The sequence below is a fragment of the Hahella sp. HNIBRBA332 genome (assembly GCF_030719035.1).
Taxonomy (GTDB): domain Bacteria; phylum Pseudomonadota; class Gammaproteobacteria; order Pseudomonadales; family Oleiphilaceae; genus Hahella.
Window position 1 is genome coordinate 3,862,501 of sequence record NZ_CP132203.1, and the last position, 25,256, is coordinate 3,887,756.

At 54.3% G+C, this 25,256-nt stretch carries 21 protein-coding genes (1 of these 21 running past the window's edge); 9 read left to right on the forward strand and 12 right to left on the reverse strand.

Features of this window, described 5'->3' with window-relative positions; genetic code table 11:
- The 3 genes from eno to O5O45_RS17105 all read right to left on the reverse strand — a co-directional run.
- Nucleotides 1-947, reverse strand: partial view of a phosphopyruvate hydratase gene (gene eno / locus O5O45_RS17095; RefSeq protein ID WP_305900585.1) — the 5' portion only. The gene continues 349 nt to the left of window position 1, outside the view; only the first 947 of its 1,296 coding nucleotides appear in the window; it begins with the start codon at nt 945-947; its stop codon lies beyond the left edge, outside the window.
- 132 nt (nt 948-1,079) lie between these two features.
- Nucleotides 1,080-1,925: a 3-deoxy-8-phosphooctulonate synthase gene (kdsA, locus tag O5O45_RS17100; RefSeq protein ID WP_305906218.1), complete on the reverse strand. Its 846-nt coding sequence runs from the start codon at nt 1,923-1,925 to the stop codon at nt 1,080-1,082.
- A 143-nt stretch (nt 1,926-2,068) separates the two neighbouring features.
- Entirely contained in the window at nt 2,069-3,697 is a 1,629-nt protein-coding gene (locus O5O45_RS17105) for a CTP synthase (RefSeq protein ID WP_305900586.1), read from the reverse strand.
- A gap of 389 nt (nt 3,698-4,086) precedes the next feature.
- Here O5O45_RS17105 and O5O45_RS17110 point away from each other — a divergent pair, with 389 nt between their 5' ends.
- Nucleotides 4,087-4,866 (forward strand): type 2 periplasmic-binding domain-containing protein, encoded by a 780-nt coding sequence (locus tag O5O45_RS17110; protein ID WP_305900587.1) that lies wholly within the window; start codon nt 4,087-4,089, stop codon nt 4,864-4,866.
- A gap of 2 nt (nt 4,867-4,868) precedes the next feature.
- Here O5O45_RS17110 and tilS read toward each other — a convergent pair whose 3' ends face one another.
- The 4 genes from tilS to O5O45_RS17130 all read right to left on the reverse strand — a co-directional run bounded on the left by tilS (nt 4,869) and on the right by O5O45_RS17130 (nt 11,365).
- Nucleotides 4,869-6,212 (reverse strand): tRNA lysidine(34) synthetase TilS, encoded by a 1,344-nt coding sequence (gene tilS, locus O5O45_RS17115; RefSeq protein ID WP_305900588.1) that lies wholly within the window; start codon nt 6,210-6,212, stop codon nt 4,869-4,871.
- Nucleotides 6,196-7,149 carry an acetyl-CoA carboxylase carboxyl transferase subunit alpha gene (gene accA, locus O5O45_RS17120; RefSeq protein ID WP_305906219.1) on the reverse strand — a complete coding sequence of 318 codons (954 nt, stop codon included), beginning with the start codon at nt 7,147-7,149 and terminating at the stop codon, nt 6,196-6,198. The genes tilS and accA overlap by 17 nt, the downstream gene beginning before the upstream one ends.
- Nucleotides 7,150-7,251: 102 nt before the next feature.
- Nucleotides 7,252-10,728, reverse strand: coding sequence for a DNA polymerase III subunit alpha (gene dnaE, locus O5O45_RS17125; protein ID WP_305906220.1), 3,477 nt, complete (start codon nt 10,726-10,728; stop codon nt 7,252-7,254).
- A gap of 109 nt (nt 10,729-10,837) precedes the next feature.
- Nucleotides 10,838-11,365, reverse strand: coding sequence for a TlpA family protein disulfide reductase (locus O5O45_RS17130; protein ID WP_305900589.1), 528 nt, complete (start codon nt 11,363-11,365; stop codon nt 10,838-10,840).
- A 150-nt stretch (nt 11,366-11,515) separates the two neighbouring features.
- Between O5O45_RS17130 and arsC the strand changes: the two genes are divergently transcribed.
- The 4 genes from arsC (at nt 11,516) to O5O45_RS17150 (ending at nt 14,793) form a co-directional block, all read left to right on the forward strand.
- Nucleotides 11,516-11,872 carry an arsenate reductase (glutaredoxin) gene (gene arsC / locus O5O45_RS17135; protein WP_305900590.1) on the forward strand — a complete coding sequence of 119 codons (357 nt, stop codon included), beginning with the start codon at nt 11,516-11,518 and terminating at the stop codon, nt 11,870-11,872.
- 29 nt (nt 11,873-11,901) lie between these two features.
- Nucleotides 11,902-12,522, forward strand: a complete 621-nt coding sequence (wrbA, locus tag O5O45_RS17140) for an NAD(P)H:quinone oxidoreductase (protein ID WP_305900591.1) — start codon at nt 11,902-11,904, stop codon at nt 12,520-12,522.
- 28 nt (nt 12,523-12,550) lie between these two features.
- Nucleotides 12,551-12,919, forward strand: coding sequence for a DUF2069 domain-containing protein (locus tag O5O45_RS17145; RefSeq protein ID WP_305900592.1), 369 nt, complete (start codon nt 12,551-12,553; stop codon nt 12,917-12,919).
- Between the two features lie 89 nt (nt 12,920-13,008).
- Complete coding sequence (locus O5O45_RS17150; protein WP_305900593.1) at nt 13,009-14,793, forward strand: GspE/PulE family protein; 1,785 nt, start codon at nt 13,009-13,011, stop codon at nt 14,791-14,793.
- Here O5O45_RS17150 and O5O45_RS17155 read toward each other — a convergent pair.
- Complete coding sequence (locus tag O5O45_RS17155) at nt 14,770-15,879, reverse strand: DUF3080 domain-containing protein (RefSeq protein WP_305900594.1); 1,110 nt, start codon at nt 15,877-15,879, stop codon at nt 14,770-14,772. The two genes, O5O45_RS17150 and O5O45_RS17155, sit on opposite strands and share 24 nt — an antisense overlap.
- 128 nt (nt 15,880-16,007) lie before the next feature.
- Nucleotides 16,008-17,528, reverse strand: a complete 1,521-nt coding sequence (gene exaC, locus O5O45_RS17160) for an acetaldehyde dehydrogenase ExaC (RefSeq protein ID WP_305900595.1) — start codon at nt 17,526-17,528, stop codon at nt 16,008-16,010.
- Between the two features lie 253 nt (nt 17,529-17,781).
- Here exaC and O5O45_RS17165 point away from each other — a divergent pair, with 253 nt between their 5' ends.
- The 4 genes from O5O45_RS17165 (at nt 17,782) to O5O45_RS17180 (ending at nt 23,085) form a co-directional block, all read left to right on the forward strand.
- Nucleotides 17,782-18,690, forward strand: coding sequence for a helix-turn-helix domain-containing protein (locus O5O45_RS17165; RefSeq protein WP_305900596.1), 909 nt, complete (start codon nt 17,782-17,784; stop codon nt 18,688-18,690).
- 153 nt (nt 18,691-18,843) lie between these two features.
- Nucleotides 18,844-20,835 (forward strand): endo alpha-1,4 polygalactosaminidase, encoded by a 1,992-nt coding sequence (locus O5O45_RS17170; RefSeq protein WP_305900597.1) that lies wholly within the window; start codon nt 18,844-18,846, stop codon nt 20,833-20,835.
- 108 nt (nt 20,836-20,943) lie between these two features.
- On the forward strand, nt 20,944-21,615 hold the full coding sequence (locus O5O45_RS17175) for a response regulator transcription factor (protein WP_305900598.1): 672 nt from the start codon (nt 20,944-20,946) through the stop codon (nt 21,613-21,615).
- A 33-nt stretch (nt 21,616-21,648) separates the two neighbouring features.
- Nucleotides 21,649-23,085: an ATP-binding protein gene (locus tag O5O45_RS17180; protein ID WP_305900599.1), complete on the forward strand. Its 1,437-nt coding sequence runs from the start codon at nt 21,649-21,651 to the stop codon at nt 23,083-23,085.
- Nucleotides 23,086-23,241: 156 nt separating this feature from the next.
- Here the strand turns inward: O5O45_RS17180 and mtnC are convergent, their stop codons facing one another.
- Genes mtnC through O5O45_RS17195 form a run of 3 tightly spaced genes read right to left on the reverse strand, consistent with a single transcriptional unit; the run spans nt 23,242 to nt 25,123 of the window.
- The gene (mtnC, locus tag O5O45_RS17185; protein ID WP_305900600.1) at nt 23,242-23,943 is read right to left on the reverse strand and encodes an acireductone synthase; all 702 of its coding nucleotides are present in this window, start codon (nt 23,941-23,943) and stop codon (nt 23,242-23,244) included.
- Nucleotides 23,943-24,500 (reverse strand): 1,2-dihydroxy-3-keto-5-methylthiopentene dioxygenase, encoded by a 558-nt coding sequence (locus O5O45_RS17190; protein WP_305900601.1) that lies wholly within the window; start codon nt 24,498-24,500, stop codon nt 23,943-23,945. The genes mtnC and O5O45_RS17190 overlap by 1 nt, the downstream gene beginning before the upstream one ends.
- Nucleotides 24,497-25,123, reverse strand: coding sequence for a methylthioribulose 1-phosphate dehydratase (locus O5O45_RS17195; protein WP_305900602.1), 627 nt, complete (start codon nt 25,121-25,123; stop codon nt 24,497-24,499). Before O5O45_RS17195 ends, O5O45_RS17190 begins: the two co-directional genes overlap by 4 nt.
- Nucleotides 25,124-25,256 lie beyond the last annotated feature (133 nt).

The window sequence follows — 25,256 nt, forward strand, 5'->3', positions numbered from 1 at the left end:
TCGCCCACTAACTGCACCTTATCTCCCAGCTTTCTGGTCAAAGCCGCCCAGCCATCCCAGTCACTCTCATCCATCCCGTCTTCAATGGAGACAATAGGATAACGTTGAGACAAATCACCCAAGTAATCAGCAAACCCTTCGGACGAGAAGACTTTCCCTTCACCAGAAAGGTTGTACTGCCCCTCTTTGTAAAACTCAGAGGACGCACAATCCAGCGCCAAGGTCACATCAGAACCAAGCTTGTAACCAGCCTTGGTGACAGCCTCTTCAATCGCAGCCAACGCCGCTTCATTAGATGGCAAGTTGGGGGCGAAACCACCCTCATCTCCGACGGCCGTATTCAGACCTTTGTCGTGCAAGACTTTCTTCAGGTTGTGAAAAATTTCAGCGCCAACACGCAACGCTTCACGGAAGCTTGCCACGCCCACTGGCTGAACCATGAATTCCTGAATATCGACATTATTGTCTGCATGCTCACCGCCATTGAGAATATTCATCATTGGCACAGGCATAGAGTACTGGCCAGATGTACCATTGACGTCAGCAATGTGCGCATAGAGAGGCACGCCTTTTTCTTGCGCAGCCGCTTTCGCCGCAGCCAAAGAGACGGCCAGAATCGCATTAGCGCCCAAGTTAGCTTTATTTTCAGTACCGTCGAGCTCGATCATGATGCGATCCAGCTCACGCTGCTCCCTCGCATCCTTCCCAATCAAAGCGGAACGAATGGAAGTATTAACTGCATCGACAGCCTTCAATACGCCTTTACCCATGTAACGCGCAGGATCTTTATCACGTAACTCCAAGGCTTCACGAGAACCTGTCGAGGCCCCTGACGGCGCGCATGCGGAACCAACAACGCCAGACTTCAGCACCACATCCGCTTCAACGGTGGGATTACCGCGAGAGTCAAGCACCTCTCGGGCGCGCACATCTACTATTTCCGCCATATCTCAATTTCTCCTGTAACAGTTGGTAATGTTTCGGAATCAATAATTATTGTGGTTATTGCAGTCGCCGGTAGCGCCTCATATGCAACCATTACGGCCACTTAATTCAGCGTCACGACAACCCCCCCTTCCTCACGCAGTATCAATATTGGGAAATTGTTTTACCATATCGTCCAGTGCTTTCATTTGCGCCAAAAACGGCTCAAGCTGGGGCAAGCGTAATGCACAGGGGCCGTCACACTTCGCCACATCAGGATCTGGATGCGCCTCCAGGAACAACCCCGCCAAGCCGACAGCCATCCCTGAACGGGCTAATTGCACGACCTGCTCCCTGCGACCACCCGCTGAACTCGCCAGTCCGCCAGGCATCTGCAATGAATGCGTCACATCAAAAAATACCGGGTAGCCAAATTGCTTCATAATGCCAAAGCCAAGCATATCGACCACTAAGTTGTTATATCCAAACGAAGAGCCTCGCTCACAAAGGATCAACTGATCGTTCCCAGCTTCCTCGCACTTGCTCAGAATATGCTTCATTTCCTGAGGAGCAAGGAACTGGGCCTTCTTGATATTGACGGGGCGCCCAGTCCGCGCCATTGCGGCAACAAGATCTGTTTGACGGGACAAAAAAGCTGGCAGCTGAATAATATCAGCCACTTCCGCTACCGGTTGCGCCTGATGCGGCTCGTGAACATCCGTGATAACAGGAACGTTAAATGTGCGCTTGATTTCTTCGAAGATTTTGAGACCTTCATCCAAGCCTGGACCACGATAGGAATTGATAGAGGAACGGTTGGCTTTATCGAAAGAGGCTTTAAAGACGTATGGAATTCCCAGCTTCCGAGTAACTTCAACGTAAGATTCCGCGACTTGAAGAGCCAGATCACGAGATTCCAGCACATTCATACCGCCGAACAGAACAAAGGGACGATCATTTGCGATATCAATACCGCCCACTTTCACAGTTCGAGTTGACATGTATTCAACCTTATTTTTGAGCACCCCCATCTAACGCCCGGGGTTGCATTGGGCCATAAAAATGAAAAGGCCGCTATTTTAGCAAAAGCGGCCCCTCAAATAACCCTCAACTTTTGTTCATGGAACAAAATGCATAAAAACGCCTACTTTTCTCCAGTGTTCTCCAAAGCTGCGCGCACAAACCCTTCAAACAATGGATGCCCATCACGGGGTGTCGATTTGAACTCAGGATGGAACTGACAGGCGACGAACCAAGGGTGATCTTTTACTTCAACAACTTCCACCAAAGAACCGTCTTGAGACCAGCCCGCCACCTGCAAACCAGCCTCTTCCAGTCGCGGAACAAGATTACCATTCACCTCATAGCGATGACGATGGCGCTCCTGAATTAACGCCTTACCATAGCATTCACGCACGGTGGAGCCTTCAACCAACTGACACTCCTGAGCGCCTAATCGCATAGTTCCACCCAGATCAGAGGCTTCGCTACGTTGCTCGGTCTTGCCGCTCGCGTCCTGCCATTCAGTGATCAAACCTACAACCGGGTGAGCAGACTTTGGATTAAACTCAGTGCTGTGCGCATCTTCCATACCCGCCACATGGCGAGCATATTCAATAACCGCAACCTGTAATCCCAGACAGATGCCCAAATAAGGGATTTTATTCTCGCGGGCATAGCGAACTGTTTGGATTTTGCCTTCCACGCCACGCTCGCCAAATCCTCCCGGCACCAAAATCGCGTCAACACCTTTAAGTAAATCAACACCTTGCTGGTAAACCTGTTCGGAGTCGATATAACGAATGCTCACTTTCGTCTTATTGCGAATACCCGCGTGCTTCAACGCCTCAATCAAGGATTTATAGGCGTCCAACAACTCCATGTACTTACCGACCATGGCGATGGTGACTTCATGCTCAGGGTTGGCTTCATTGTCGACGACATTCTGCCACTCACTAAGATCCGCCGCGCTGCATTCGAGTCCAAAACGCTCCACGATAATCTCATCCAGCCCCTGCGCATGCAGCATCATGGGAATGGAATAAATGGACTTGGCGTCTTCAAGGGCAATAACCGCACGTTCTTCAACGTTGGTGAACAGAGCGATCTTGCGACGGGAAGACTGATCAATACTGTGCTCGGAGCGACATACCAGGATATCCGGCTGCAAGCCAATTGATCGCATTTCTTTGACAGAGTGCTGGGTCGGTTTGGTCTTCACCTCACCGGCGGTGGCGATATAAGGTACTAACGTCAAATGCATGAATAGCGCACGCTTGGAGCCCACTTCCACTTTCAGCTGACGAGTGGCCTCAAGGAACGGCAGCGATTCGATATCTCCCACTGTGCCGCCTATCTCAACCAGCGCCACATCCGCATCGCCAGCGCCTTCCACGATCCGGCGCTTGATTTCGTCAGTAATGTGGGGAATGACCTGCACGGTGCCGCCCAAATAGTCGCCGCGACGCTCTTTGCGCAGCACGGTTTCATATACGCGACCGGTGGTGAAGTTATTGCGCTTGGTCATGGTGGTGCGGATAAACCGCTCATAGTGACCAAGGTCAAGATCCGTTTCCGCGCCGTCTTCGGTGACGAAGACTTCTCCATGCTGGAAGGGGCTCATGGTGCCCGGGTCCACGTTGATGTAAGGATCCAGTTTCAGGATGGTGACTTTAAGTCCGCGTGCTTCAAGGATAGCGGCCAAAGATGCGGATGCGATGCCCTTCCCCAAGGAAGAAACAACCCCACCTGTGACGAATATATAGCGCGTCATGCAAAACCCGTTGGTGTAACAGATGTTAATCGGAAAGGAGGGAGATTATTCATCTCAAAGATGGGACGTCAGAATAGCAGAAACAGGGGGGTATCTCAATGAATGATGCGACGAATTCCCCGGATTGACAACAGCGCCTCTAGCCGCCTCGACCAGCGAAAAATCTCGTTATGGATAGGCGTTCGGGCTGTTTCCGGCCAAATGACTATACTTCAACTATGGCTGGCTCGAATTCAAACGATCAATCTGCGATGGCGGACTTTACTGCGGCGTCACAAATCTCTGGCTTCATATTGAAAACAGTTGGAGCGCTTCTATTGCTGACACAATCTCTCCTTGTCGGCGCACTAGAAGTAACCAAGGTGAGATATCCTGTTCCGGAGTCCGAAATGGACCTTCGGTATGAATATCCGAGGCAGCTGCTGAAGCTGGCTTTGGAGGAAACTCTCAGCTCTCATGGCGCCTATGAGATGGAAGACGCAAAAATCAGGGCCTCCCAAACCCGCAACGAGATATTCCTGCGTCAGGGATTCAACATTGACATCATTTGGAGACCAGAGAACGGCTCACTGGATGAAAACTTCCTCCCTATTCGCATCCCCATACTAAAGGGCGCGCTGGGATATCGCGTATTTCTGATTCGTCAATCCGATCAAGGCCGCTTTCACGCCATTAAGACCCTAAATGAGCTAAAAACTCTGACCGCCGGCTTTGGTCACGACTGGCCCGACGTTCATGTACTCAAGGCGAACAACATCCCGCTTGAACTCTCCTCGGATTACGAGACGCTATTTAAGATGCTCATTACCGAAAGGTTCGACTATTTTCCCCGGGGTATAAATGAAGCCTGGGATGAATACGAGCAGCGTTATCCGTTTCTTCCCGAACTCAAAGTGGAAGACTCCATTCTTATGTATTACCCCCTCCCCGTTTACTTCGTCGTAAACAAGTCAAACACCAAGCTCGCCCAGCGCGTGGAAATCGGCCTGCAGAAGGCTATTGCAAATGGCGGCTTTGACCAACTTTTCTTTTCGCATCATCAAAGCATGCTTGAAAGAGCCAATCTTAGCGGAAGAAAACTGTTCGTTCTGGAAAATCCATATCTGCCAGAATCTACGCCGAAAGGGAGCCAATATTGGCTAAAAGCGGACTTCCATCAAGCACAGTAGAATTACGAGCGAGTGAATGGATAGAACGTTGGCAGCCACGCATTGTCGGAGGCGGCGTATTGCTCGGCCACGCCATAGCTCCCCACTGCAACCAGCTCGTTATTGAAATAAATCAAAGGGATACTGTCTCGCCGCCACGGAGGAATTCCCCGCTCCTGCAGCCATTTTTTTAAAGTACAGGAACCACCGCGCCCTTTGGGCCGAAAACGTTCTCCACCATGGCGAAACCGAACAATCACGGTTTCATCGACTGCAGGTTGGCGCAGCCCCGCATTAGCGGGCTCAGCAACCAGCCTGCCCACCGGGGTCAACAATACCTCCGCCAGAGGCCAGACCACTTCGTAGCCCGATGGAGGCGTAACAATCGTCTCCGTGATAAATAGCCTCCCATCGTGCCGACGCAAAACGCTTTCACCTAATGGATAGCATGGTTGGTGGGAGCCTTCCGCATGAAGCATCTGCGCAAGAATCTCGACCAGATCGCTTTCCGACGGCGCTAACCCGGCGGCTTGCAACCAGTATCGCAACGCATTCTTCCTGCGATGAGGCGACAAGCCTGATAGTACAGCAAGCTCCAGCTCGTCCGCACTTACTGTCTCGCCCTGTAAATCTATCTCCGCCAACTCATCCAACAGGCTGGAGGCTTCCGACATACGCCGGCCAGTCTCGGCAATCATCGCCACAGCGTTGCGCCATCGCACACTCATTGGCCGAAGTATTTCGTTACGAAGAAAATTTCTGTCAAACAAGGCGTCGGCGTTACTTTCATCTTCCACCCAGGTCAATCCCCAGCGTTGCGCAAGCGCTTCCAGCTCCAAGCGGGTAAAGTTCAGCAAAGGTCGTCTCAGCATTCCTTTTCCCAATGTGCGCTGACAGGGAATGCCGGCGAGCCCTTTCACGCCATGCCCTTTGAGCAGCCGAAACAGGATAGTTTCGGCCTGATCATTTTGATGATGGCCTTGCAGCAACACCGCACCCGCATGCTCACTCAGGTAGCGCTCGAATACGCGATAACGGGCCTCACGGGCAGCCGCCTCAAGACTATCGCCATTCGCCGCCACGTTCACGGGATGCGCAAGGCATGTTATGTCCAGACTCTGGCATTCCTTCTGACAATGCTCCATCCAGATGTCTGCATTCGGACTGAGTCCATGATGCACATGTATTGCTTCCATGTGCGCCCCTGCAGGCCAAACGCGCCGCGCAGCATGCAACAACACGCTGGAATCCAGGCCACCGCTATAGGCGATATACAATCGGGAAAAGTCAGGCAGGCCGCGAAGGGCCGAGAGAAGACGCCGCTCGATACCAGCGGCGTCACGGGGGGTCTTAGAGGAAGCGCTCATAGGACGTCAGGCGCTTATACCGCTCTGCGACCAGCTCCTCGGTATCCATTTCCAGCAACTGGCTTAGAGAATCTTTTAGAGCCGCCTTGATATGACCGGCCATCAGCTCTGGGTTACGATGCGCGCCGCCCAGAGGCTCATCCAATACCTTATCCGCAAAGCCCAGCTCGGCAAGACGCTTGGCCGTAATGCCCATCGCTTCCGCAGCGTTGGCGGCGTACTCAGCGTTTTTCCACAAAATGGAGGCGCAGCCTTCTGGAGAGATAACGGAATAAGTGGAATATTGCAGCATGATCAAGCGATCGCAAACGCCAACCGCCAAAGCGCCGCCGGAACCGCCTTCACCGATGACCGTTGAGATTATCGGCGTCTTCAAGCGGGACATGACCGCCAGGTTAAATGCAATCGCCTCGCTTTGACCACGCTCTTCCGCGCCAATGCCCGGATATGCGCCGGGGGTATCGATAAAGGTAAGTATCGGCATTTTGAAGCGTTCGGCCATTTCCATCAGGCGTAGCGCCTTGCGGTACCCCTCAGGACGCGGCATGCCGAAGTTACGCTTTACTTTCTCTTTGATTTCGCGACCTTTCTGATGCCCGATAATCATAACAGGCTCGTCATCCAGCCTGGCGATGCCGCCAACGATAGCCAGATCGTCAGCGTACTTACGATCGCCGTGCAATTCGTCGAAATCTTCAAAAATCATCCGCACATAGTCCAGCGTATAAGGACGCTTGGGATGACGGGACAGGCGGGAAATATCCCAAGAGGACAGATCCGCAAAAATATTTTCCGTGAGCGACACGCTCTTGGATTTCAGACGGTTGATCTCGTCAGTGATGTTCAATTCACTGTCGTTACCAACCAGACGCAACTCCTCTATCTTTTCCTCCAGCTCGGCGATCGGCTGTTCGAAGTCGAGATAGTAAGGGTTCATCTGCTTTTCATGCTTACTCATAGTTTTTCTTGCTCGGCTATGTCTCTTGAGCTTGAGCTGGCGCGCATGTCACTCCATGCTTTGCCGGATACAAGCGAGGGATCAACTGTAGCGCAGTTGCACCCGCTCCTTGCCCAACAAATATCGCAGCCCCTGAATCAATTCATCGCTTGGATTAACCCGCCAATCTTCGGCCAGACGCAGTCTGGTGCGGGCGGTTTCCGTTTCATAATTGATCAAAACCGGGCAGCCCTCGGCGCGATGTTCTCCCAAAACGCCGCCCAGTTCGTCAATAAAGCCGTTATTAAAGTCTTTTTCGTGTACAAAGAGAATAAGCTCTTTGGCGAACTTCAATCGTGCTTGACCGATGTCCGAAGTCATTTTCGCCCGGACAGAAAGCCCACCAGAGTAGTCGTCTTCGCCAACGACGCCCTCCACGACCAGAATGCGATCGTTGTGCAGCATTTCTTTGGCTTGCTCGTAGGCGTCGGAGAAAAAAGTCACTTCAATACGGCCGCTACGATCATCTAACGTAGCAAAACCTATGTATCCGCCACGTTTACTCTTCATCGTGCGCACCGCCACTACCAGGCCCGCGACATTTTGCGGACTCTTGCCGGGACGCAATTCCGAAATGGGCGTACGCACGAAGCGGCGCACTTCCTGCTCGTATTCATCAAACGGGTGACCCGTCAGATAAAGGCCCAGAGTCTCCTTCTCTAATTTCAGGCGTTCCTTATCGCTCCACTCCTGCATGCCTTCCGTCGCGCTGTAGGGGTTCGGATCGGTTTCCGGCACCACCTCACCGAACAAGTCCAGCATACCGGCGTCTTCATTACGGGAGTGTTGATCCGCCCGACGCACGGCCTCATTGATAGACGCCATCATACGGGCGCGGTTCGGCCCCAGTTTATCCATGGCGCCGGAGCGGACCAGCGCTTCCAGAGCGCGCTTGTTGACCCGGCGCAAATCCACCCGCTGACAGAAATCGAACAGATCGCGAAAGGGACCGCCTTCTTCGCGGGCGTCTAAAATACTTTGCACAGGGCCTTCACCCAGCCCTTTTACGGCGCCCAGACCGTAGACAATGCGATTCTTATCGTCGACGGTGAAGGTATAACTGCTGTTGTTGACGTCCGGCAACACCAAGTCCAGCTTCATCCGCCGACACTCTTCCACCAGCGTCACCACTTTATCGGTGTTCTGCATATCCGCGGTAAGCACCGCCGCCATGAACGGCGCAGGATAGTGGCACTTCAGCCAGGCAGTCTGGTAAGACACCAAGGCGTAAGCAGCGGAGTGCGACTTGTTGAAACCGTAACCCGCAAACTTCTCCACCAGGTCAAAGATCTTTTCCGCCAGATCCTGATCAATACCCTGGTTGATGCTTCCTTCAACGAAGATCGCCTTTTGCTTGGCCATTTCCTCAGGTTTCTTTTTACCCATGGCTCGACGCAGCAAGTCCGCGCCGCCAAGGGTGTAACCCGCCATTACCTGGGCGATCTGCATTACCTGTTCCTGATACAGGATGATGCCGTAGGTGGGCTGCAGGACGGGTTTCAAAGACTCCAGCTGATAATCCGGATGCGGGTAGGCCAACTCGGCGCGCCCATGCTTACGGTTGATAAAGTCGTCAACCATGCCCGATTGCAGCGGCCCCGGACGGAACAGGGCCACAAGAGCGATGATATCTTCAAAGCAGTCCGGCATCAGACGTCGGATAAGTTCTTTCATTCCGCGGGATTCAAGCTGGAACACCGCAGTGGTTTCACCATGCTTGAGCAGATTGAAAGTTGGCGCGTCATCCAATGGGATAAAGTTGATATCCAGCGGTGGTTCGCCTTTTTCCGCCTGCTGACGGTTAATGATGTCCACCGCCCAGTCGACGATGGTCAACGTACGCAGCCCCAGGAAGTCGAACTTGACCAGCCCCGCCTGTTCTACGTCGTCCTTATCGAACTGCGTCACCAGCCCCGAGCCGGTTTCATCACAGTACAAGGGCGCAAAGTCCGTCAATTTGGTGGGCGCGATCACCACACCACCGGCGTGCTTACCGACGTTACGGGTAACCCCCTCCAGCTTGCGCGCCATCTCCCAGATTTCCGCCGCTTCTTCATCCGTGGTCAGATATTCTCGCAGCGGCTCTTCTTGTTCATACGCTTTGGCCAGAGTCATGCCCACTTCAAAGGGGATCAGCTTGGACAGGCGATCACCCATGGAATACGGCCGCCCCTGCACCCGCGCTACGTCCCGCACTACCGCCTTCGCCGCCATGGTTCCGAAGGTGATGATCTGGGACACTGCATTACGCCCATAGGCTTCGGCCACGTAGGCGATAACGCGGTCGCGGCCTTCCATACAGAAGTCGACGTCAAAGTCCGGCATCGATACCCGTTCCGGGTTTAGGAATCGCTCGAACAGCAAGTCGTAGGCGAGAGGATCCAGGTCTGTGATTTTTAACGCATAGGCCACCAGAGAGCCGGCGCCGGAGCCCCGTCCCGGGCCCACCGGCACGCCGTTGTTCTTGGCCCATTTAATGAAGTCCATAACGATGAGGAAGTAGCCGGGGAACCCCATCTGGGTGATGATGTCCAGCTCAAACTTAAGCCGGTCATAATAGCTTCGCCGTTTATTGTCGTATTCTGGGTCATCACGCTTAAACAGCGTGGCCAGCCGCTCCTCCAGCCCCTCTTCTGAGACTTTGATGAAAAATTCATCAATGGTCATTCCTTCTGGAATGGGGTAGTTAGGCAGGAAGTATTTACCCAGACGCAGACTGACGTTGCAGCGCTTGGCGATCTCCACGGTATTCTCAATCGCTTCGGGAATATCCGAAAACAGCTCGCGCATTTCGTCAGCCGACTTCAGGTACTGCTCTTCGCTGAAGCGGCGCTCCCGACGTGGGTCGTCCAAAGTGCGACTTTCATGGATACACACCCTTGCCTCATGGGCTTCAAAGTCGTCACGCTCAAGGAAATGCACATCGTTGGTGGCGACAACCGGACAGCCGGTTTCCATCGCCAATTCGACAGAGGCGTGCACGCACTCTTCATCATTGATCCGCCCCGTGCGTTGCAGCTCCAGATAATACGCATCCGGGAACATTTCCATCCAAAAGGCCAGCCGCTCGCGCGCCAGCTCCAGCTTACCCGCCAGCAACGCCTGACCGACATCGCCATATTTGGCGCCGGACATCGCCAACATGCCTTCCGCCTGAGCGGCGATCCAGTCTTTTCTCAAAATGGCTTTACCGTGGGACTGCCCCTCAGTAAAGCCGCGGGATATGAGCTCCGTCAGGTTGCGGTAGCCGGTCTCATTGCGGGCGTATAAAGTGAGTCGAAACGGGGCCAGAGGATCATCCAGGTTTTCCACCCAGACATCGGCGCCGACCACCGGTTTCACGCCTGCGCCCGCCGCCGCTTTGTAGTATTTGACCAGACAGCACATGTTGGACTGATCGGTCACCGCCACCGCAGGCATCCCCATATCGGCCAGTTTTTTGACCAAAGGTTTGACCTTTACCAGTCCGTCAACCAGAGAAAATTCTGTATGAATGCGTAAATGAATAAAATCGCCCATCGGGCCTTTATCTCCAGTTTCTTCGTGCAACACGGCTCTCAGATCCGCGCCAGCCAACAATTCTCAATAAAATCACAAATTCTTAAATATAGACGCCAATTGGCGGCGATTATTGCGGAATAACCGACAAAATCGCACTTTTCGTCTGCGCGCCGATCATCTCGCGCTGCACCTTGCCGTCATGAATCAACAGCGTGGTCGGCAACACCTTAGGAATTTCCACTTTCCAATGACGGGTCGGATCGCCTTGCAATACAGGGAAGTTAATGCCCATTTTGTCGATGGTTTTGGTCAGCGCTTCCCCTTTGTGGCCATCATAGTCCACCCCCAGGACAATGACGCCGGGATGCCTATTTAGCTCATTCAACTCAGGAATTTCAACCTTGCAGGGCCCGCACCACTCCGCCCAGAAATTCAGGATGATCCACTGCCCGCCTAAGTGATCCAGGTTAATTTCTCCGCCATTCGCCAGCTTCACCACCTTCTCCAGCGGCGCATCGCCTTTATCTTCCGAACAGCCCGCCAGCAAAGCGAACAGGGTCCCTGCAATCAGTGCTTTGAATGCGGACCAACGGATAATCGACACACCACTTGCAATGACTTGAAACAGGCCGTGGGCAGTTTGACGAGCGATCAAAATGTTTCTCCAGGTAATACGCTGACCGGCATTCTACACGAAAAAAGCGGGCGAAATGGGAGTCTGGCCTTTCCGTCATTGAAAGTGTTAGAAATGCGATCCGCAGATGCTTAAACTTGCCCCCTTTACTGCAATAACAGGAAACAGACGATGAGTAAAAGCACCCTCACTATCTGGCACAACCCACGCTGCTCCAAATCCCGGCAGACACTGCAAATTATCGAAGACAGCGGCGCGGCCCCTACCATAGTGAAGTACCTGGAAACGCCTCCCAATGCTGAAGAGCTGAAAGCAGCCCTGGCCAAGCTCGGCATTTCCGCCAGAGACCTGTTGCGTAAAGGCGAAGATGAATACAAAACCCTCAATTTGGCCAACGCCGACCTGAGCGAAGACGCCTTGATCGATGCGATGGTCGCTCATCCCAAATTGATCGAACGCCCGGTTGTCATCAAAGGCGACCGCGCAGTGCTGGGCCGCCCGCCGGAAAACGTCAACGAGCTGCTGTAATTTCTCCATCTATATAAAGGAAGGAAACTATGAAATCAGCGACCGACTCTCCTTATCTGCTGGTGCTCTATTACAGCCGTAACGGCGCCACCCGCACACTGGCGCAGCATGTCGCCCGCGGCGCGGCGCAAGTATCAGGCATGGAGGTCCGCGTACGCACCGTTCCTCCCGTATCAGCCATTTGCGAAGCGACAGCCCCGGCCATCCCCGAAGAAGGCGATGTTTACTGCACCTTGGAAGACCTGGAAGGCTGTAGCGGCCTGGTAATCGGGTCGCCCACCCGCTTCGGCAACATGGCGGCCCCTTTGAAATACTTTCTCGACCAAACTGGTTCTCTGTGGCAGGCGGGCGCCCTTATCGACAAACCCGCCGCCGCTTTCACCTCCACCAGCAGCCTTCATGGCGGTCAGGAGACCACTCTGCAGACCATGCTGACGCCCCTGCTGCACCACGGCATGCTGTTGGTTGGCCTGCCTTATACCGAATCAGGCCTCAGCGAAACACGTGGGGGCGGCTCACCCTATGGCGCAGGCCACTGGTCCGGTTCCGATGGCGCCCGTCGTCCGGATGAGACGGAGTTGCAATTGTGTCGGGCTTTGGGCCGCCGGGTGGCGGAACTGGCGCATCGATTGGCTATCACCAGGGCTTGAGCCCTATCGCGAAAACTGGAGATTAACGTTGTCCCTATCGCAAAAAGTTAAAATCGCCCGCTCCTCGGTAACAGCGAGCTATCTGATCCTGACCCTTTTAGTGCTGTTCAGCACCTGGCAGAGCATTTCCCAAAATACCGAAACCGCATGGCTGCTGATTATCAGCGTGAAATGTCTGCCGCTGCTGGCGTTTTTCCCGGCCGTATATCTGGGCCACGTACGCGGCCTGATCTGGTTATGCTTTGTGCTCTGCCTATACTTTATAAGGGCCGTCGGCGATTACGCAGCGGGACAGAATTTAATGATCAGTGGCGCTCTCGCCGTAATGAGCGTTATCCTGTTCAGTACAATACTGTGCTTTATTAAATGGAACGCACAAGCGCGCCGCGCCGCCTGAATCAGGCGTCCAGGCCGCATTGACAGCGATGTCGGCGGCTTGGGGCGGGCAAATCACTTTTTCGAATTAGACAACAGTAAAATAAGTCAATGAGTATCGCCGCCTCCGCACAACCCCAATGGCTGACCACCGTCGATATTATCAAGCGTCTGGTGCGTCTGAAACGGATCACTCAGGAAGAAGGAGAAAAGTTCCTGAGTTCTCCCCGCAGTAAAAGCGAACTGGCCCTGCACCCTATCGAGCAGGTCGTCAATTCCGGCCTGATTGATCACAATTCCGGTAAAGCCTTTGACCTGGAAGAATTATCCTCCTGGCTGGCGAAGGAAGCGGGGCAACCTTATTTCCATATCGACCCCTTGAAAATAGACGCCCGGGGCGTGGCCTCCCTGATGTCCTTCGCCTATGCCCAGCGTCATCGCATCCTGGGCGTGGAAATACACAAGGATCACGTGGTGATCGCCAGCGCCGAGCCCTTTGTCACCGGCTGGGAAGACAACCTGCGCCATGTGGTCCGTAAGGACATCAAACGGGTAGTGGCCAACCCTGCGGACATCCGTCGTTTCACGGTTGAGTTCTATCGACTCGCCACCTCGGTGGATAAAGCGGTAGGCGGGCGCGGGGAAACCTCCGCCGCTATCGGCAATTTCGAGCAGCTGCTGGAACTGGGCAACGTCGCCAACCCGGACGCCAATGACCAACACATCGTTAATATCGTGGATTGGTTGTTGCAATACGCCTTCGACCAGCGCGCCAGCGATATTCACATTGAGCCGCGCCGCGAAATTGGTCAGGTGAGATTCCGTATCGACGGGGTGCTGCACAACGTTTATGAGCTGCCTATGCAGGTGTCCATGGCGGTGGTGAGCCGGCTGAAAATACTGGGTCGTCTAAACGTAGCGGAAAAGCGCAAACCTCAGGATGGCCGCATCAAGACCAAGAACCCGGACGGTTTGGAAATCGAGCTGCGACTTTCCACGCTGCCTACCGCCTTTGGTGAAAAGCTGGTCATGCGGGTATTTGACCCGGATGTATTGCTGCGTTCCTTCTCCGACCTGGGCTTCGGCCAGGACGACAGCCGTCGCTGGAACTCCATGACCAGCCAGCCCAACGGCATCATATTGGTGACGGGACCTACCGGATCAGGCAAAACCACCACGCTCTATTCCACGCTGAAAAGCCTGGCCACCTCAGAAGTCAATGTGTGTTCGATCGAGGATCCCATTGAGATGGTGGAACCGGCCTTCAACCAGATGCAAGTGCAGAGCGGGATCGGGGTTACTTTCGCCAGCGGCGTCAGAGCGTTGCTGCGACAAGACCCCGACATCATCATGGTGGGCGAGATCCGCGACCTGGAAACCGCCGAAATGGCGATCCAGGCGGCGCTGACCGGCCACTTGGTGCTTTCCACGCTGCATACCAACGACGCCCCCAGCGCCATCACGCGTCTGCTTGAGCTGGGCGTACCCGGCTACCTGGTGAAAGCCACGGTATTGGGCGTCATGGCGCAGCGTCTGGTGCGAGTGTTATGTCCTAACTGCAAAGAACCCACCACGATTGACGATAAGGACTGGCAGAATCTGATCCAGCCCTGGAAAGCCTCCAAACCGGATCATGCCTGCGCTCCGGTAGGATGTCTGGAGTGTCGCAACACTGGCTATCGCGGACGAGCGGGCGTTTATGAAGTCATGCTGCTCAGCGAGAGTGTAAAAGAGTCCATCAATGAACAGTGCGACCTGGAGCGTATCCGCAAAGTGGCGGTGAAGGAAGGCATGCGCACGCTGCGCTTGAGTGGCGCGCAAAAAGTGGCCAATGGCATGACCACGATAGAAGAGGTATTAAGGGTGACGCCTTCATCGAGTCTGGCGATCATCTGAGGTCATCGCTCCCGGGTTGCCGGGCGCCATTCCGCACTGGGCCAACATCTCCGTCCATATCGCCGCATGCGCCGCGGCGTTGTGGCGGAATTCCCACCATAGACTGGACTCCCCTTCCTGTAGGTAGCGCTGTGCGAACCCCTGCAACGCCACTGACAGCTCCCCTTGCAACTGTTCATAGGAGCGCTGCAGGGGCGGCAGCCAGTCGCGACGGGCTTTTTCCAGTTGCGCCAAATAGGGTTGCACACGGACGCTGTAAATATTGACGAGTACATTTTGCAGGATGCGGCTGCGCTCCGTTGGAGCCCCGCTCACACAGAGCGGGCGCTCAGCCAGTCGGCGACGCAACCCTTCAACGATCGCGCCCATTTGCGCAGAAGCCTCTTCCGCGGAGAAAAGCAGCCGCCCCACCATTGGATAAGTCAGCAAACGACGATTAAGCGCTTCTAAACTATCAGCGTCCAAACTGGCCGACTCCGGCTGCGTCGACCACTCGGCCAATGCAGATAACGCCAGGCTCAGTTCCGCCCAGTCGCCCGCCTGAAAGTCCAACTCGAACCCGCCTTCTTTCTGCGACATCAACGCTTGCCATTCCGGCCCGGCCCAAGTTGCGTTCCAGGCCACATCGCCAATCTCATCGCGCTTACTCGCCAGTGCGCGACGCAGCTCTCCGGCAAGGTCCGCGTCTTCCTCTTGCGACGCAAGCGTCGTCAGACAGGCCTCGCCCAACCTCAGAAACTGCTGCTCATAAAGCCACTTCTGACTGGCGGGCATCATCTTCCCGAGCGAACTGTTGCGAAAGCCCACCAACTGATTCAACTCACAGCCGGTCAGCCCCAGGAAATCCAGTAAATTGATCTTCAACTCGACGACATCCCTCAGCAACACTTTACTGCGGGGATAAACTTCGACAGGAAGCGCGCGATCAGCGGCGGGAAATTCAGTGTCTAACACACGCTCCAAACGATCACGATAATCCTGAAATAATTCGGCGCTGGTGCTAGGGGGGCCAAGGCAGGCGGTCAGCGATAACGTTGCAAGCAGCGTCAGCGTAGCCGCCCATAATCGACGAGAAAAAACGAACATGAAAAAAGCGGCCGCTCCGATTGTCCTGTCAGTATCGAAATTGTCGGCCGCAAGCAGTCTGAAAGTCCAGCCCTCAGGTCAGGGGCTCAGGGAGTCCACACGTCCTGGCGAGCCCCCCCTGTCTGTTGTTAGAAAAAGCCTAACGGGTTGATGTCATAACTCACCAGCAGATTCTTGGTTTGCTGGTAGTGCTCTAAAGCCACCTTGTGAGTTTCCCGCCCAACGCCGGATTTCTTATATCCGCCAAAGGCCGCATGCGCCGGATAGTGGTGATAGCAATTGGTCCACACCCTGCCCGCTTTGATTTGCCGTCCCATTCTAAACGCCAGATTGATATCCCGCGTCCACACGCCGGCGCCCAGTCCATATTCGGTATCATTGGCGATGCTCAGAGCTTCATCCTCGGTTTTAAAAGTCGTGACGCCGACTACCGGACCAAAGATCTCCTCCTGAAACACCCTCATGTCATTACCGCCTTTCAACAGAGTCGGCTGGATGTATAAACCGTTCTGCAGGTCGCCGCTCAGTTTTTCAACGCCGCCGCCTAACAGAACCTGCGCGCCCTCTTTGCGACCGATTTCGATGTAACTCAGAATTTTATCGAACTGCTCCTGAGAGGCCTGCGCCCCGACTTGGGTGTCGGTATCCAGAGGATTACCCCGCTTGATGGTTTTGGTGCGATCAATGACTCTGCCGATAAAGTCGTCGTAGATTGACTCATGAATCAGCGCGCGAGAGGGACAGGTGCAGACTTCTCCCTGATTGAAAAACGCCAGCACCATGCCTTCTACGCATTTGCTGATGAAAGACTCTTCATGACGCATGATGTCCGCGAAATAGATGTTAGGAGACTTGCCACCCAGCTCCACGGTGGAAGGAATAATGTTTTCCGCCGCGCACTTCAGGATATGCGAGCCAACCGGGGTTGAGCCGGTGAATGCGATTTTGGCGATGCGTTTGCTGGTGGCCAGGGCCTGACCCGCTTCCGCTCCCCAGCCATTAACGATATTCACCACACCCGGCGGCAACAGGTCGCAGATCAGCTCCATCAATACCAAAATTGAAGCGGGTGTCTGCTCCGCGGGTTTCAGCACCACGCAGTTGCCCGCCGCTAGCGCCGGGGCTAATTTCCAAGCCGCCATTAGAATCGGAAAATTCCAGGGAATAATCTGCCCGACCACGCCCAGAGGCTCATGAATGTGGTATGACAAGGTATTAGCGTCAATTTCCGCCAGTCCGCCCTCCTGGGCGCGAATACAACCGGCGAAGTAGCGAAAGTGATCCACAGAAAGGGGAATATCCGCCGCCAGGGTTTCCCGCACCGGCTTACCGTTATCCCAGGTTTCCGCTACCGCCAGGGTCTCTAGATTTTGTTCAATGCGATCGGCTATTTTCAGCAGTAAGTTGGAGCGCTCTGTCGCCGACGTCCGTCCCCAGGCGTCTTTGGCTTTATGCGCCGCATCCAGGGCCAGCTCAATATCCTCCGCACTGGAACGGGGAATTTCGCAGAATTTCTTACCATTAACGGGAGAGATATTATCGAAGTAGCGACCTTGTACTGGCGCTACCCACTCGCCGCCAATAAAGTTCTGGTAGCGGGCGTTGAAGTTAACCAAGGCTTTGTCGTGACCGGGCTGCTCATAAATCATGCCGTTGTCCTCTCTGTTTTTGTTATAGCTACTTGTAGTTGTGGATACTCGTAGTTTTGGATATTGATAGTCGTGACTGCTTGTCGATATGGACTGCGCCTGTCTGGCGCGGCGGTACTACCGCCATAGGACCACTTTAAACCTCTGGACAGCGGCTCTGCTTATCTGTTAGTACATATCTGTTGCCTGTGAGTCCACAGGTAATGCAGTCTGCTGGTTACTCCAAAAATAAAAATCTTGACGGGTGACAGAGGTGACAAGAGCAATAGCCATTGCAGCCCGCGAACCACGCGAGCTGATAGAAAACAGGGTATCGTTCGCCGGCCCCAACTCGGAGTTGAGCGTCTACGACACCTACCTACCCGCGCAAAGCGTCGGTCTGTCGGCGGACGAGCTGCTTTATTGCGGTATGATCAGCGGTCGCAAAATTCTGCACGGTCGCGATGACTATACGGCGGAGTTTCTGCCGCAGGAATCGTTCGTAATGGCTCCTGGCGAAACCATCAGCATAGATTTTCCCGACGCGGAGCTGGACCGCCCGACTTCCTGCCTTACTGTAGAGATCTCGCGCACGCGGGTGGACAGCATCTGTTCGCATATGAATAAAGTGGCGCCGCTGCATAAAGACTTTGAAGAGTGGCGCTACCGCCCAGAGACGCTGATCCATACCCCTCACTCTCAGGCCACCCAGGCATTGCTTGAAAGAATGATCGCCACTTTCAGCGAAAACGGACCAGACCGGGATATCTTGATCGACTTGGGCGTCAGCGAGTTAGTAGTGAGAATGTTGCGCCAGCAAACCCGCGCATTCTTATTGGGCGCCTGCGAACGTCAGCCCGACATTAACGGATTGGCCGCCACACTCAGCCATATCCAGAAACATATCACGCAGCCCTTGGATATCGATCAGCTCTGCAAAATCGCCTGCATGAGCCGCAGCCGTTTTTTCACTGAATTCAAAAGCCACTTCGGCTGTACTCCCGCTGAGTTTCAGCAGCAATTAAGATTGCAACGCGCCGGCGAGCGCCTGCGCCAGGGAGAGTCCGTCACCCGCGTCTGTTTCGACCTGGGATATCGCAACCTGAGTCATTTCAGCCGCCGTTTCCAGCGCCAGTATGGACGCAGCCCCAGCCAGTATCAGAAGCAGTTCACGGCCACCTAAAAACACGACAAAAAGTTCAGTTTTTACTCAGAGCAAAAATCAGGCAACCATAATGTTCCGGTAAGTTTCTCCTGATTAGGATGAAATTGGCTCACTCACACAGTGAGCCAGTCTTCCTACGTAACTAATAATTAGAACCTCAGGAGTTCAGCAATGACCCAGAAGTTATTCGGTCCTTACATTTCCGCCAATCCGCCTTTCGCCCGCAAGCGCCTGCAACCCGCCCTGGCGGCGGTGACGCTTGCCTGCGCATTGGGTCTCACCGCCTGTAACTCAGACGCAGGCACTCAAGATAATGAGACAAAAGCAACAAACAGCGGTTCTACTTCCAACTCAGGATCGCAAAGCGCCGCCAATATCTGGCGTCCCAAACCAGGAACAACCTGGATGTGGCAACTGCAAAACTACGGCTCCATGAATATGAATCTGGATGTCACCGCCTACGACATTGATCTGTTCGAAGGCAGCGGTAGTGGCTCCAACAGTCTGATTCGCCAGTTAAAGAACAAAGGCAAACGCGTCATTTGCTACTTCAGCGCCGGCACCCGTGAAGACTGGCGTCCTGATGCCGACCAATTTACCCCTGGCTCGGTGATCGCAGATGGCGGCATGCAGGACTGGCCTGGCGAGACGTGGTTGAACATCGGCAATAAATCCGCCCTGGAGCAGACCATCAAACCCATCATGGAAGCGCGGTTGGACTTAGCCCGTGACGAGGGCTGCGACGCAGTGGAGCCGGACAATGTGGACGGTTACACAAACCGGGATGAAACCCACGGCGCCATCAGCGCAGCGGATCAGCTGGCCTACAACAAGTGGCTGGCGGAAGCCGCGCACGCCCGTGGTCTCAGCATCGGTCTAAAAAACGATGTTGACCAGTTGCAAGAACTGGCGCCGTACTTTGACTTTGCCGTCAACGAACAATGCTACGCCTGGGGCAATGAATGCGTCGCTTACGAAAACACCTTCCTCAGCGCCGGCAAAGCCGTATTCAACCAGGAATACTATGAAAAAGGCGAAGAAGGCGTTATCACAAAAGACCAATTCCTCGGCAACGCCTGCTCCTACTTCGTCAGCGCCGGTATTTCCGCGCTTTGGCGGCAAAGTTTCGAACTGGATGGTGGAACCAGCCTGTCCTGCCCCGGCGCAGTAGACCCCGGCGACGATGGGGATGACGACGGTGGCGATACCGGCGGAGACAATGGTGGCGACACAGGTGGTGACGATGGCGACAACGGCGGCGATGCTGGCGGTGACGACGGCGACGAAGGTGACAATGGCGGAGATCCCGGTGGCGATGATGGCGACGGCGGAGATACCGATGGAGACAACGGCGGCGACACCGTTGGCGATATCTGGAGCCCAACGCCTGGGACAACCTGGATGTGGCAACTGCAACGTTATGGCTCCATCAACATGGATCTTGACGTGGACGCCTACGACATTGATCTGTTTGAGGGCAGTGAAAACGGCTCCAACAGCCTCATTCACCAGTTGAAAAACAAAGGCAAGAAAGTCATTTGCTACTTCAGCGCCGGCACCCGTGAAGATTGGCGTTCCGACGCCAACCAGTTCACCGAGGATTCGGTGATCGCTGACGGCGACATGGACGACTGGCCCGGCGAAACCTGGTTGAACATCGGTAACCAAACGGCTTTGGAGCAGACCATTAAACCCATCATGGAAGCGCGATTGGATCTGGCCCGTGACGCAGGTTGCGATGCCGTCGAGCCGGATAATATGGACGGCTACGACAACCGCAGCGAAACTCACGGTGAAATCAGCGCCGCGGATCAACTGGCTTATAATATCTGGATCGCGCAAGCCGCTCACGCCCGTGGCCTCAGCGTAGGTCTGAAAAACGATGTGGGTCAGGCGGAAGAGCTGGTGGCTTACTTTGATTTCGCCGTCAATGAGCAATGTTTTGCTTATGAAGAGTGTGAAGAATATGAAGACACCTTTCTCAACGCCAATAAGGCGGTGTTCAATCAGGAGTACTACACGGATGGCGACGAAGGGGAGATCTCCAAGCGTCGTTTCCTGCGCAAGGCCTGTCCGTATTTCGAAAGCGTAGGCATTTCCGGTCTGTGGGCGAAGGGTTACAGTCTGGATGGACGTAATGTCGTCGCCTGTGAGAGCCATTAGTACGACAGATAAATAGAAACCTTCTATTAGTCTGAAAACGACAGGGCGCAGGGACGCGTCCGACTCATCTGGGCGGACGCCCTTCACAACAGGAAGCAAGTCCCTTTTATGCGTTTACTAGTCATTGAAGACGCCGACATTTTACGCCAAAGCCTGGTCATCGGATTGGGCGACGCCGGTTATGTGGTTGACGCCGCCGCAGACGGCGAGGAAGGTTTATGGCTCGCCAGCGAGCAAGCCTACGATTTGATCATTCTCGACATCATGCTCCCACGTATGAACGGCTTCGAATTGCTTGACCGACTGCGTACTCTCGGCGCTGACAGCCTGGTTCTGATGCTGACCGCCAGGGACAATGTTGAAGATCGCGTACTGGGCCTGCGCAGCGGCGCCGACGACTATTTAGTGAAGCCTTTTGATTTCGCTGAATTGTTGGCGCGAATAGAGGCTTTGTTGCGTCGCCGAGCCGGTTGCGCCAGCAATCTGCTGGAAATCGGTGAACTGACCATCAACTTACACAGCAAGCAAGTCAGCGTCAGTGGCGTTCCAATCAACCTCCCTCCTCGTGAGTATGCGCTGTTGGAATGTCTGGCCTTGAACCGTCATCGCGTGGTGTCACGACAGGAAATCGAGCACAAAATCTATGACGATAAAATCGAACCCATGAGCAACGTTGTCGATTCCGCCATTTCCAGCCTGCGAAAAATGATTGATCACAAAGACCGTCCTTCGATTATCCTTACCCGCCGGGGACATGGCTATCAGATACGCCAGTCATAACCATCGACTCTCAATTTCCAGACGTTCAATGCGATGAAGTCCATCCGTTTCACCACCACCTGGTTGACCTTCGCAGGCGTCAGTCTGCTGGGGCTGGCCCTGTGCTCCGCCGCCTATCTGGTTGCGCGAAAGATTCTCATCGACAACTTCGATCGCGATCTGCTGCTGGAATTTCAAAATGTCGCCAGCGTCGCCCGGGTGTGGCCAGACGGCGATTTCTATATCGATATCGACTTTGACGTGGCGACCCAATACAACTCTGGCGGCTCGCGCATATTTCAAGTGTGGAGCGCAGACGGCAAAGAGATCGTGGACCAATCCCCCATGCTGGAGGAAGAAAATCGCCGCCTGTCCTACCCTCCCCGCCCAGCGGATAAGAAGCCTTACTTTTTCGATCTGCAGGACAAGCATCCTGCGCGAGCCATTTTTCAAAAAGTCGATGCGCAATGGGGGTGGATCGAAGAGCAACCTGATCTGAAAGTGTCAGAGCATGTGCAAGGCATGGAAGTACAGTTGTTGGTGGCCAGGGAACGCACTTCCCTCGACCAGTCTCTCGCTCTGCTGCGCAACTGGATGCTGGCCATTGCCGCCATCCTGCCAGCGCTGACGTTTCTGATTGTTTATCTCACCATTGGCCGCGGACTAAAGCCGTTACGAGAGCTCACCACCAAAGTCAGCGCTATTCGTTCCAGCGGAGAAAAGCTGGAAGCCGACTTACATTGGCCGCAAGAGATCACGCCGGTCGCGGAGACCCTCAATGCCTTACTGAAACGGCTGGATTTCACCTTGCAACGGGAGCGCCGCTTCACTTCCGACGCCGCTCACGAACTGAGAACCCCGCTGGCGGAACTCCGCATCGCCACGGATATCGCCTTACGCGCCCAGCAAAATCAAGAGCGTCTGCTGACGGCGGTGCGACACGCCAACCACCTCTCACACTCCATGGCCAATCTGGTCAACTCCATGCTGCTCCTGGCGCGCTTTCAATCCGGGTCGAGTAAACCGGAAAACACGCCGATCAACGTCGCCGCCTTATTCGACGAACAGCGCCAGCGCATTCACGCGCTCGCCAATAAACGAGGACTGACGGTGCAGGCGGAAGCGCCCAATACGCTCATCATCACCAGCGACAAAGGCCTGCTCACCACCATCATGGCCAATTTATTCACCAATGCGGTGGAATACGCGCCACTGGAATCCACTGTCGCCCTATCCCTGTCCGCCAGCGCCTGCGGATTCGCGCTGGAAACACGCAACACCGCGCCGGACCTGACACACGAGGACCTTGAGCGCTTATTCCACCCCTTCTGGCGCAAAGGCGAATCCCGCAGCCAGCGCGACCATTACGGACTCGGTCTGGCTATCGTGCAGGAAGCCGCCGCCTGCCTTGCTTTAGAGCTGGATGTAGCTCTGGAGAAAGAAAACGTACTGCGTATTCGCGTCAGCTCACGCATAACGGAAACAATTTAGCGACTATGAAAGCAGATTCACTGGAGCCAAACCTCTCGTTAGAGACAGAGCCTCAGGGTAGAAGTCATCATGAGGTGAAGTTAGGGATTGATAAGATACGAAAGATAATGAGGCGGGAAGAAGCGAGAGTGCGACGCCTCTCGCTTTTTAGTATGCTCAGGCAGGTTTAACCACCAAATCAGTAAAACTGGCGACCGCCGGATAAGTTTCCTGGCGCTCAATGCCTTCGCCTCTCACCAACTGGCACACCTGCAACTCAGCTTCCGCCGCTGCGCTGAGTTCAGCCGGCACATCGGAGAGAAATAAGACGCTAGACGCAGGCTCCGACACTTCACGCACAATCGCCCGATATGAGTCCGCTTCTCTCTTGCCGCCGACGCGGGTATCAAAATAGCCGCTAAACAACGGCGTCAAATCGCCCGCTTCGGAAAAACCGAAAATCTGTTTCTGCGCCGCAACCGAGCCAGACGAATACACGAACAAGCGTATACCCAGCTCGCGCCAATGACGCAAACGCTCGGCCACTTCCGGATAGACATGCCCCTTGTAAGCGCCCTCGTCATAACCAGAGCGCCAGATCATGCCTTGCAACGCCTTCAGCGGAGTGATTTTTTTGTCTTCCGCAATCCAGTCCAACAACTGCCTGATCAACGCATCAGGGCTTTTGCGGTCGACACCGCCCAGGCGAGCGACTTCATCCAATTGCTCAGCGACGGCAGGCGCAGAAAAGTTTTCCCGGATAAAAGCGTCCATATGCTTGGCGGCATAGGGAAATAACACCTCATGCACGAAACTGATGCTACTTGTTGTGCCTTCAATATCGGTGACAATGGCTCTGATACCGTTAAATTCCGCCATTACGCCGCCTCAATCAGTTGTTCATAGCGAGGCGCTTTCGATGCAATTTCGTCGCCCGTAAACTGCGCCACCCAGCCTTCAGGATTAGTGAATAAACGCACGCAGGTAAACTCAGGCTCAGGCCCCATATCAAACCAGTGCTTAGTTCCGTTAGGGACGCTGATCAGATCATTTTTACGGCACAACACGACATAAACCTTGTCTTCCAAGTGCAGGTAAAACAGACCTTGGCCGCGCACGAAAAAGCGCACTTCGTCTTCACTGTGACGGTGCTCATCCAGAAATTTCTTACGGAAGTCATCTTTTTGCGGATGGGTTGGGGTCAGGCTGACCACGTCCGCCGTAGTGAAACCATTTTCCGCTTTCAACTTTTCCACTTCCGCCTGGTACGCCGCCAGAATTGAATCCGGCGTCGCGCCCTCTTCCAGCTCACGGGTGGACCAGCGCTCAAAGCGAATGCCCACTTCGTTCAGCTGGCGGGAAATTTCCGCGCCATCTTCGGTAAAGACCAGGGGTTGCGAAAAATCGTTATCGTTGTAAATACGCAAGCTACTCATGACTTGATCCTCATCATCTCCAATTCACAGGCTAGCAGGAATTCCATGGCTTCCACATGACGCAAACATTCCGCCATAGTCTCTCCCCAGGTATACATACCGTGGCCGCGAATCAGGTAACCGGGGCAATCCGAATGCTCTTTCAGATACTCCACCGATAACGCGGACAACGCTTCAATATCCTGAGTGTTATCAAATATGGGAACGACACAGCGCCCTTCGTGGGTATATACGCCACGGAAGGCTTTCTGGAGTTCGTAATCTTCAAATACGATCTCCGTATTGGGACGCAACGCGCGGGAAAGCACCGTAGCGGTCACGGAGTGAGTATGCAGCACGGCGCCAACATTGGGTTTCAGGTCGTAGATAACGGTGTGCAGCAGCGTTTCCGCCGAGGATTTCATCTGACTGGCCACCGCCCGTCCCTGCAAGTCCACGACCATGATATCCTGCGCCTGCAGACGCCCTTTGTGCTTACCGGATACCGTGATGGCGATGTTGGCGTCGTCGATGCGCGCGGAGTAATTGCTGCTGGTGGCGGGAGACCAGCCGGCGCCGTACAAAAACTTGCCGGCCTCAATGATTTCCTGCGCGCGAAGGGAAAATTTATGCAAATCAAACACAGTGGGTCCCCCTGAAATAATAGGCCGGTATTATAAGCGCCTCCGCCCTGTATTTCTAAGGTTTCATCGGCTTTCCGGTCATCTATATGAAGCCACGCGGCGCTGCTAACATAGACAACACAAAGTCGGCGTG

Excerpts from the sequence above, each read along its gene's own strand:
- kdsA (WP_305906218.1), bottom strand. The coding sequence starts at position 1,925 with ATGTCAACTCGAACTGTGAAAGTGGGCGGTATTGATATCGCAAATGAT.
- O5O45_RS17105 (WP_305900586.1), bottom strand. The coding sequence starts at position 3,697 with ATGACGCGCTATATATTCGTCACAGGTGGGGTTGTTTCTTCCTTGGGG.
- O5O45_RS17110 (WP_305900587.1), top strand. The coding sequence starts at position 4,087 with ATGGACCTTCGGTATGAATATCCGAGGCAGCTGCTGAAGCTGGCTTTG.
- tilS (WP_305900588.1), bottom strand. The coding sequence starts at position 6,212 with ATGAGCGCTTCCTCTAAGACCCCCCGTGACGCCGCTGGTATCGAGCGG.
- accA (WP_305906219.1), bottom strand. The coding sequence starts at position 7,149 with ATGAACCCTTACTATCTCGACTTCGAACAGCCGATCGCCGAGCTGGAG.
- dnaE (WP_305906220.1), bottom strand. The coding sequence starts at position 10,728 with ATGGGCGATTTTATTCATTTACGCATTCATACAGAATTTTCTCTGGTT.
- arsC (WP_305900590.1), top strand. The coding sequence starts at position 11,516 with ATGAGTAAAAGCACCCTCACTATCTGGCACAACCCACGCTGCTCCAAA.
- wrbA (WP_305900591.1), top strand. The coding sequence starts at position 11,902 with ATGAAATCAGCGACCGACTCTCCTTATCTGCTGGTGCTCTATTACAGC.
- O5O45_RS17150 (WP_305900593.1), top strand. The coding sequence starts at position 13,009 with ATGAGTATCGCCGCCTCCGCACAACCCCAATGGCTGACCACCGTCGAT.
- O5O45_RS17155 (WP_305900594.1), bottom strand. The coding sequence starts at position 15,879 with ATGTTCGTTTTTTCTCGTCGATTATGGGCGGCTACGCTGACGCTGCTT.
- exaC (WP_305900595.1), bottom strand. The coding sequence starts at position 17,528 with ATGATTTATGAGCAGCCCGGTCACGACAAAGCCTTGGTTAACTTCAAC.
- O5O45_RS17170 (WP_305900597.1), top strand. The coding sequence starts at position 18,844 with ATGACCCAGAAGTTATTCGGTCCTTACATTTCCGCCAATCCGCCTTTC.
- O5O45_RS17175 (WP_305900598.1), top strand. The coding sequence starts at position 20,944 with ATGCGTTTACTAGTCATTGAAGACGCCGACATTTTACGCCAAAGCCTG.
- O5O45_RS17180 (WP_305900599.1), top strand. The coding sequence starts at position 21,649 with ATGAAGTCCATCCGTTTCACCACCACCTGGTTGACCTTCGCAGGCGTC.
- mtnC (WP_305900600.1), bottom strand. The coding sequence starts at position 23,943 with ATGGCGGAATTTAACGGTATCAGAGCCATTGTCACCGATATTGAAGGC.
- O5O45_RS17190 (WP_305900601.1), bottom strand. The coding sequence starts at position 24,500 with ATGAGTAGCTTGCGTATTTACAACGATAACGATTTTTCGCAACCCCTG.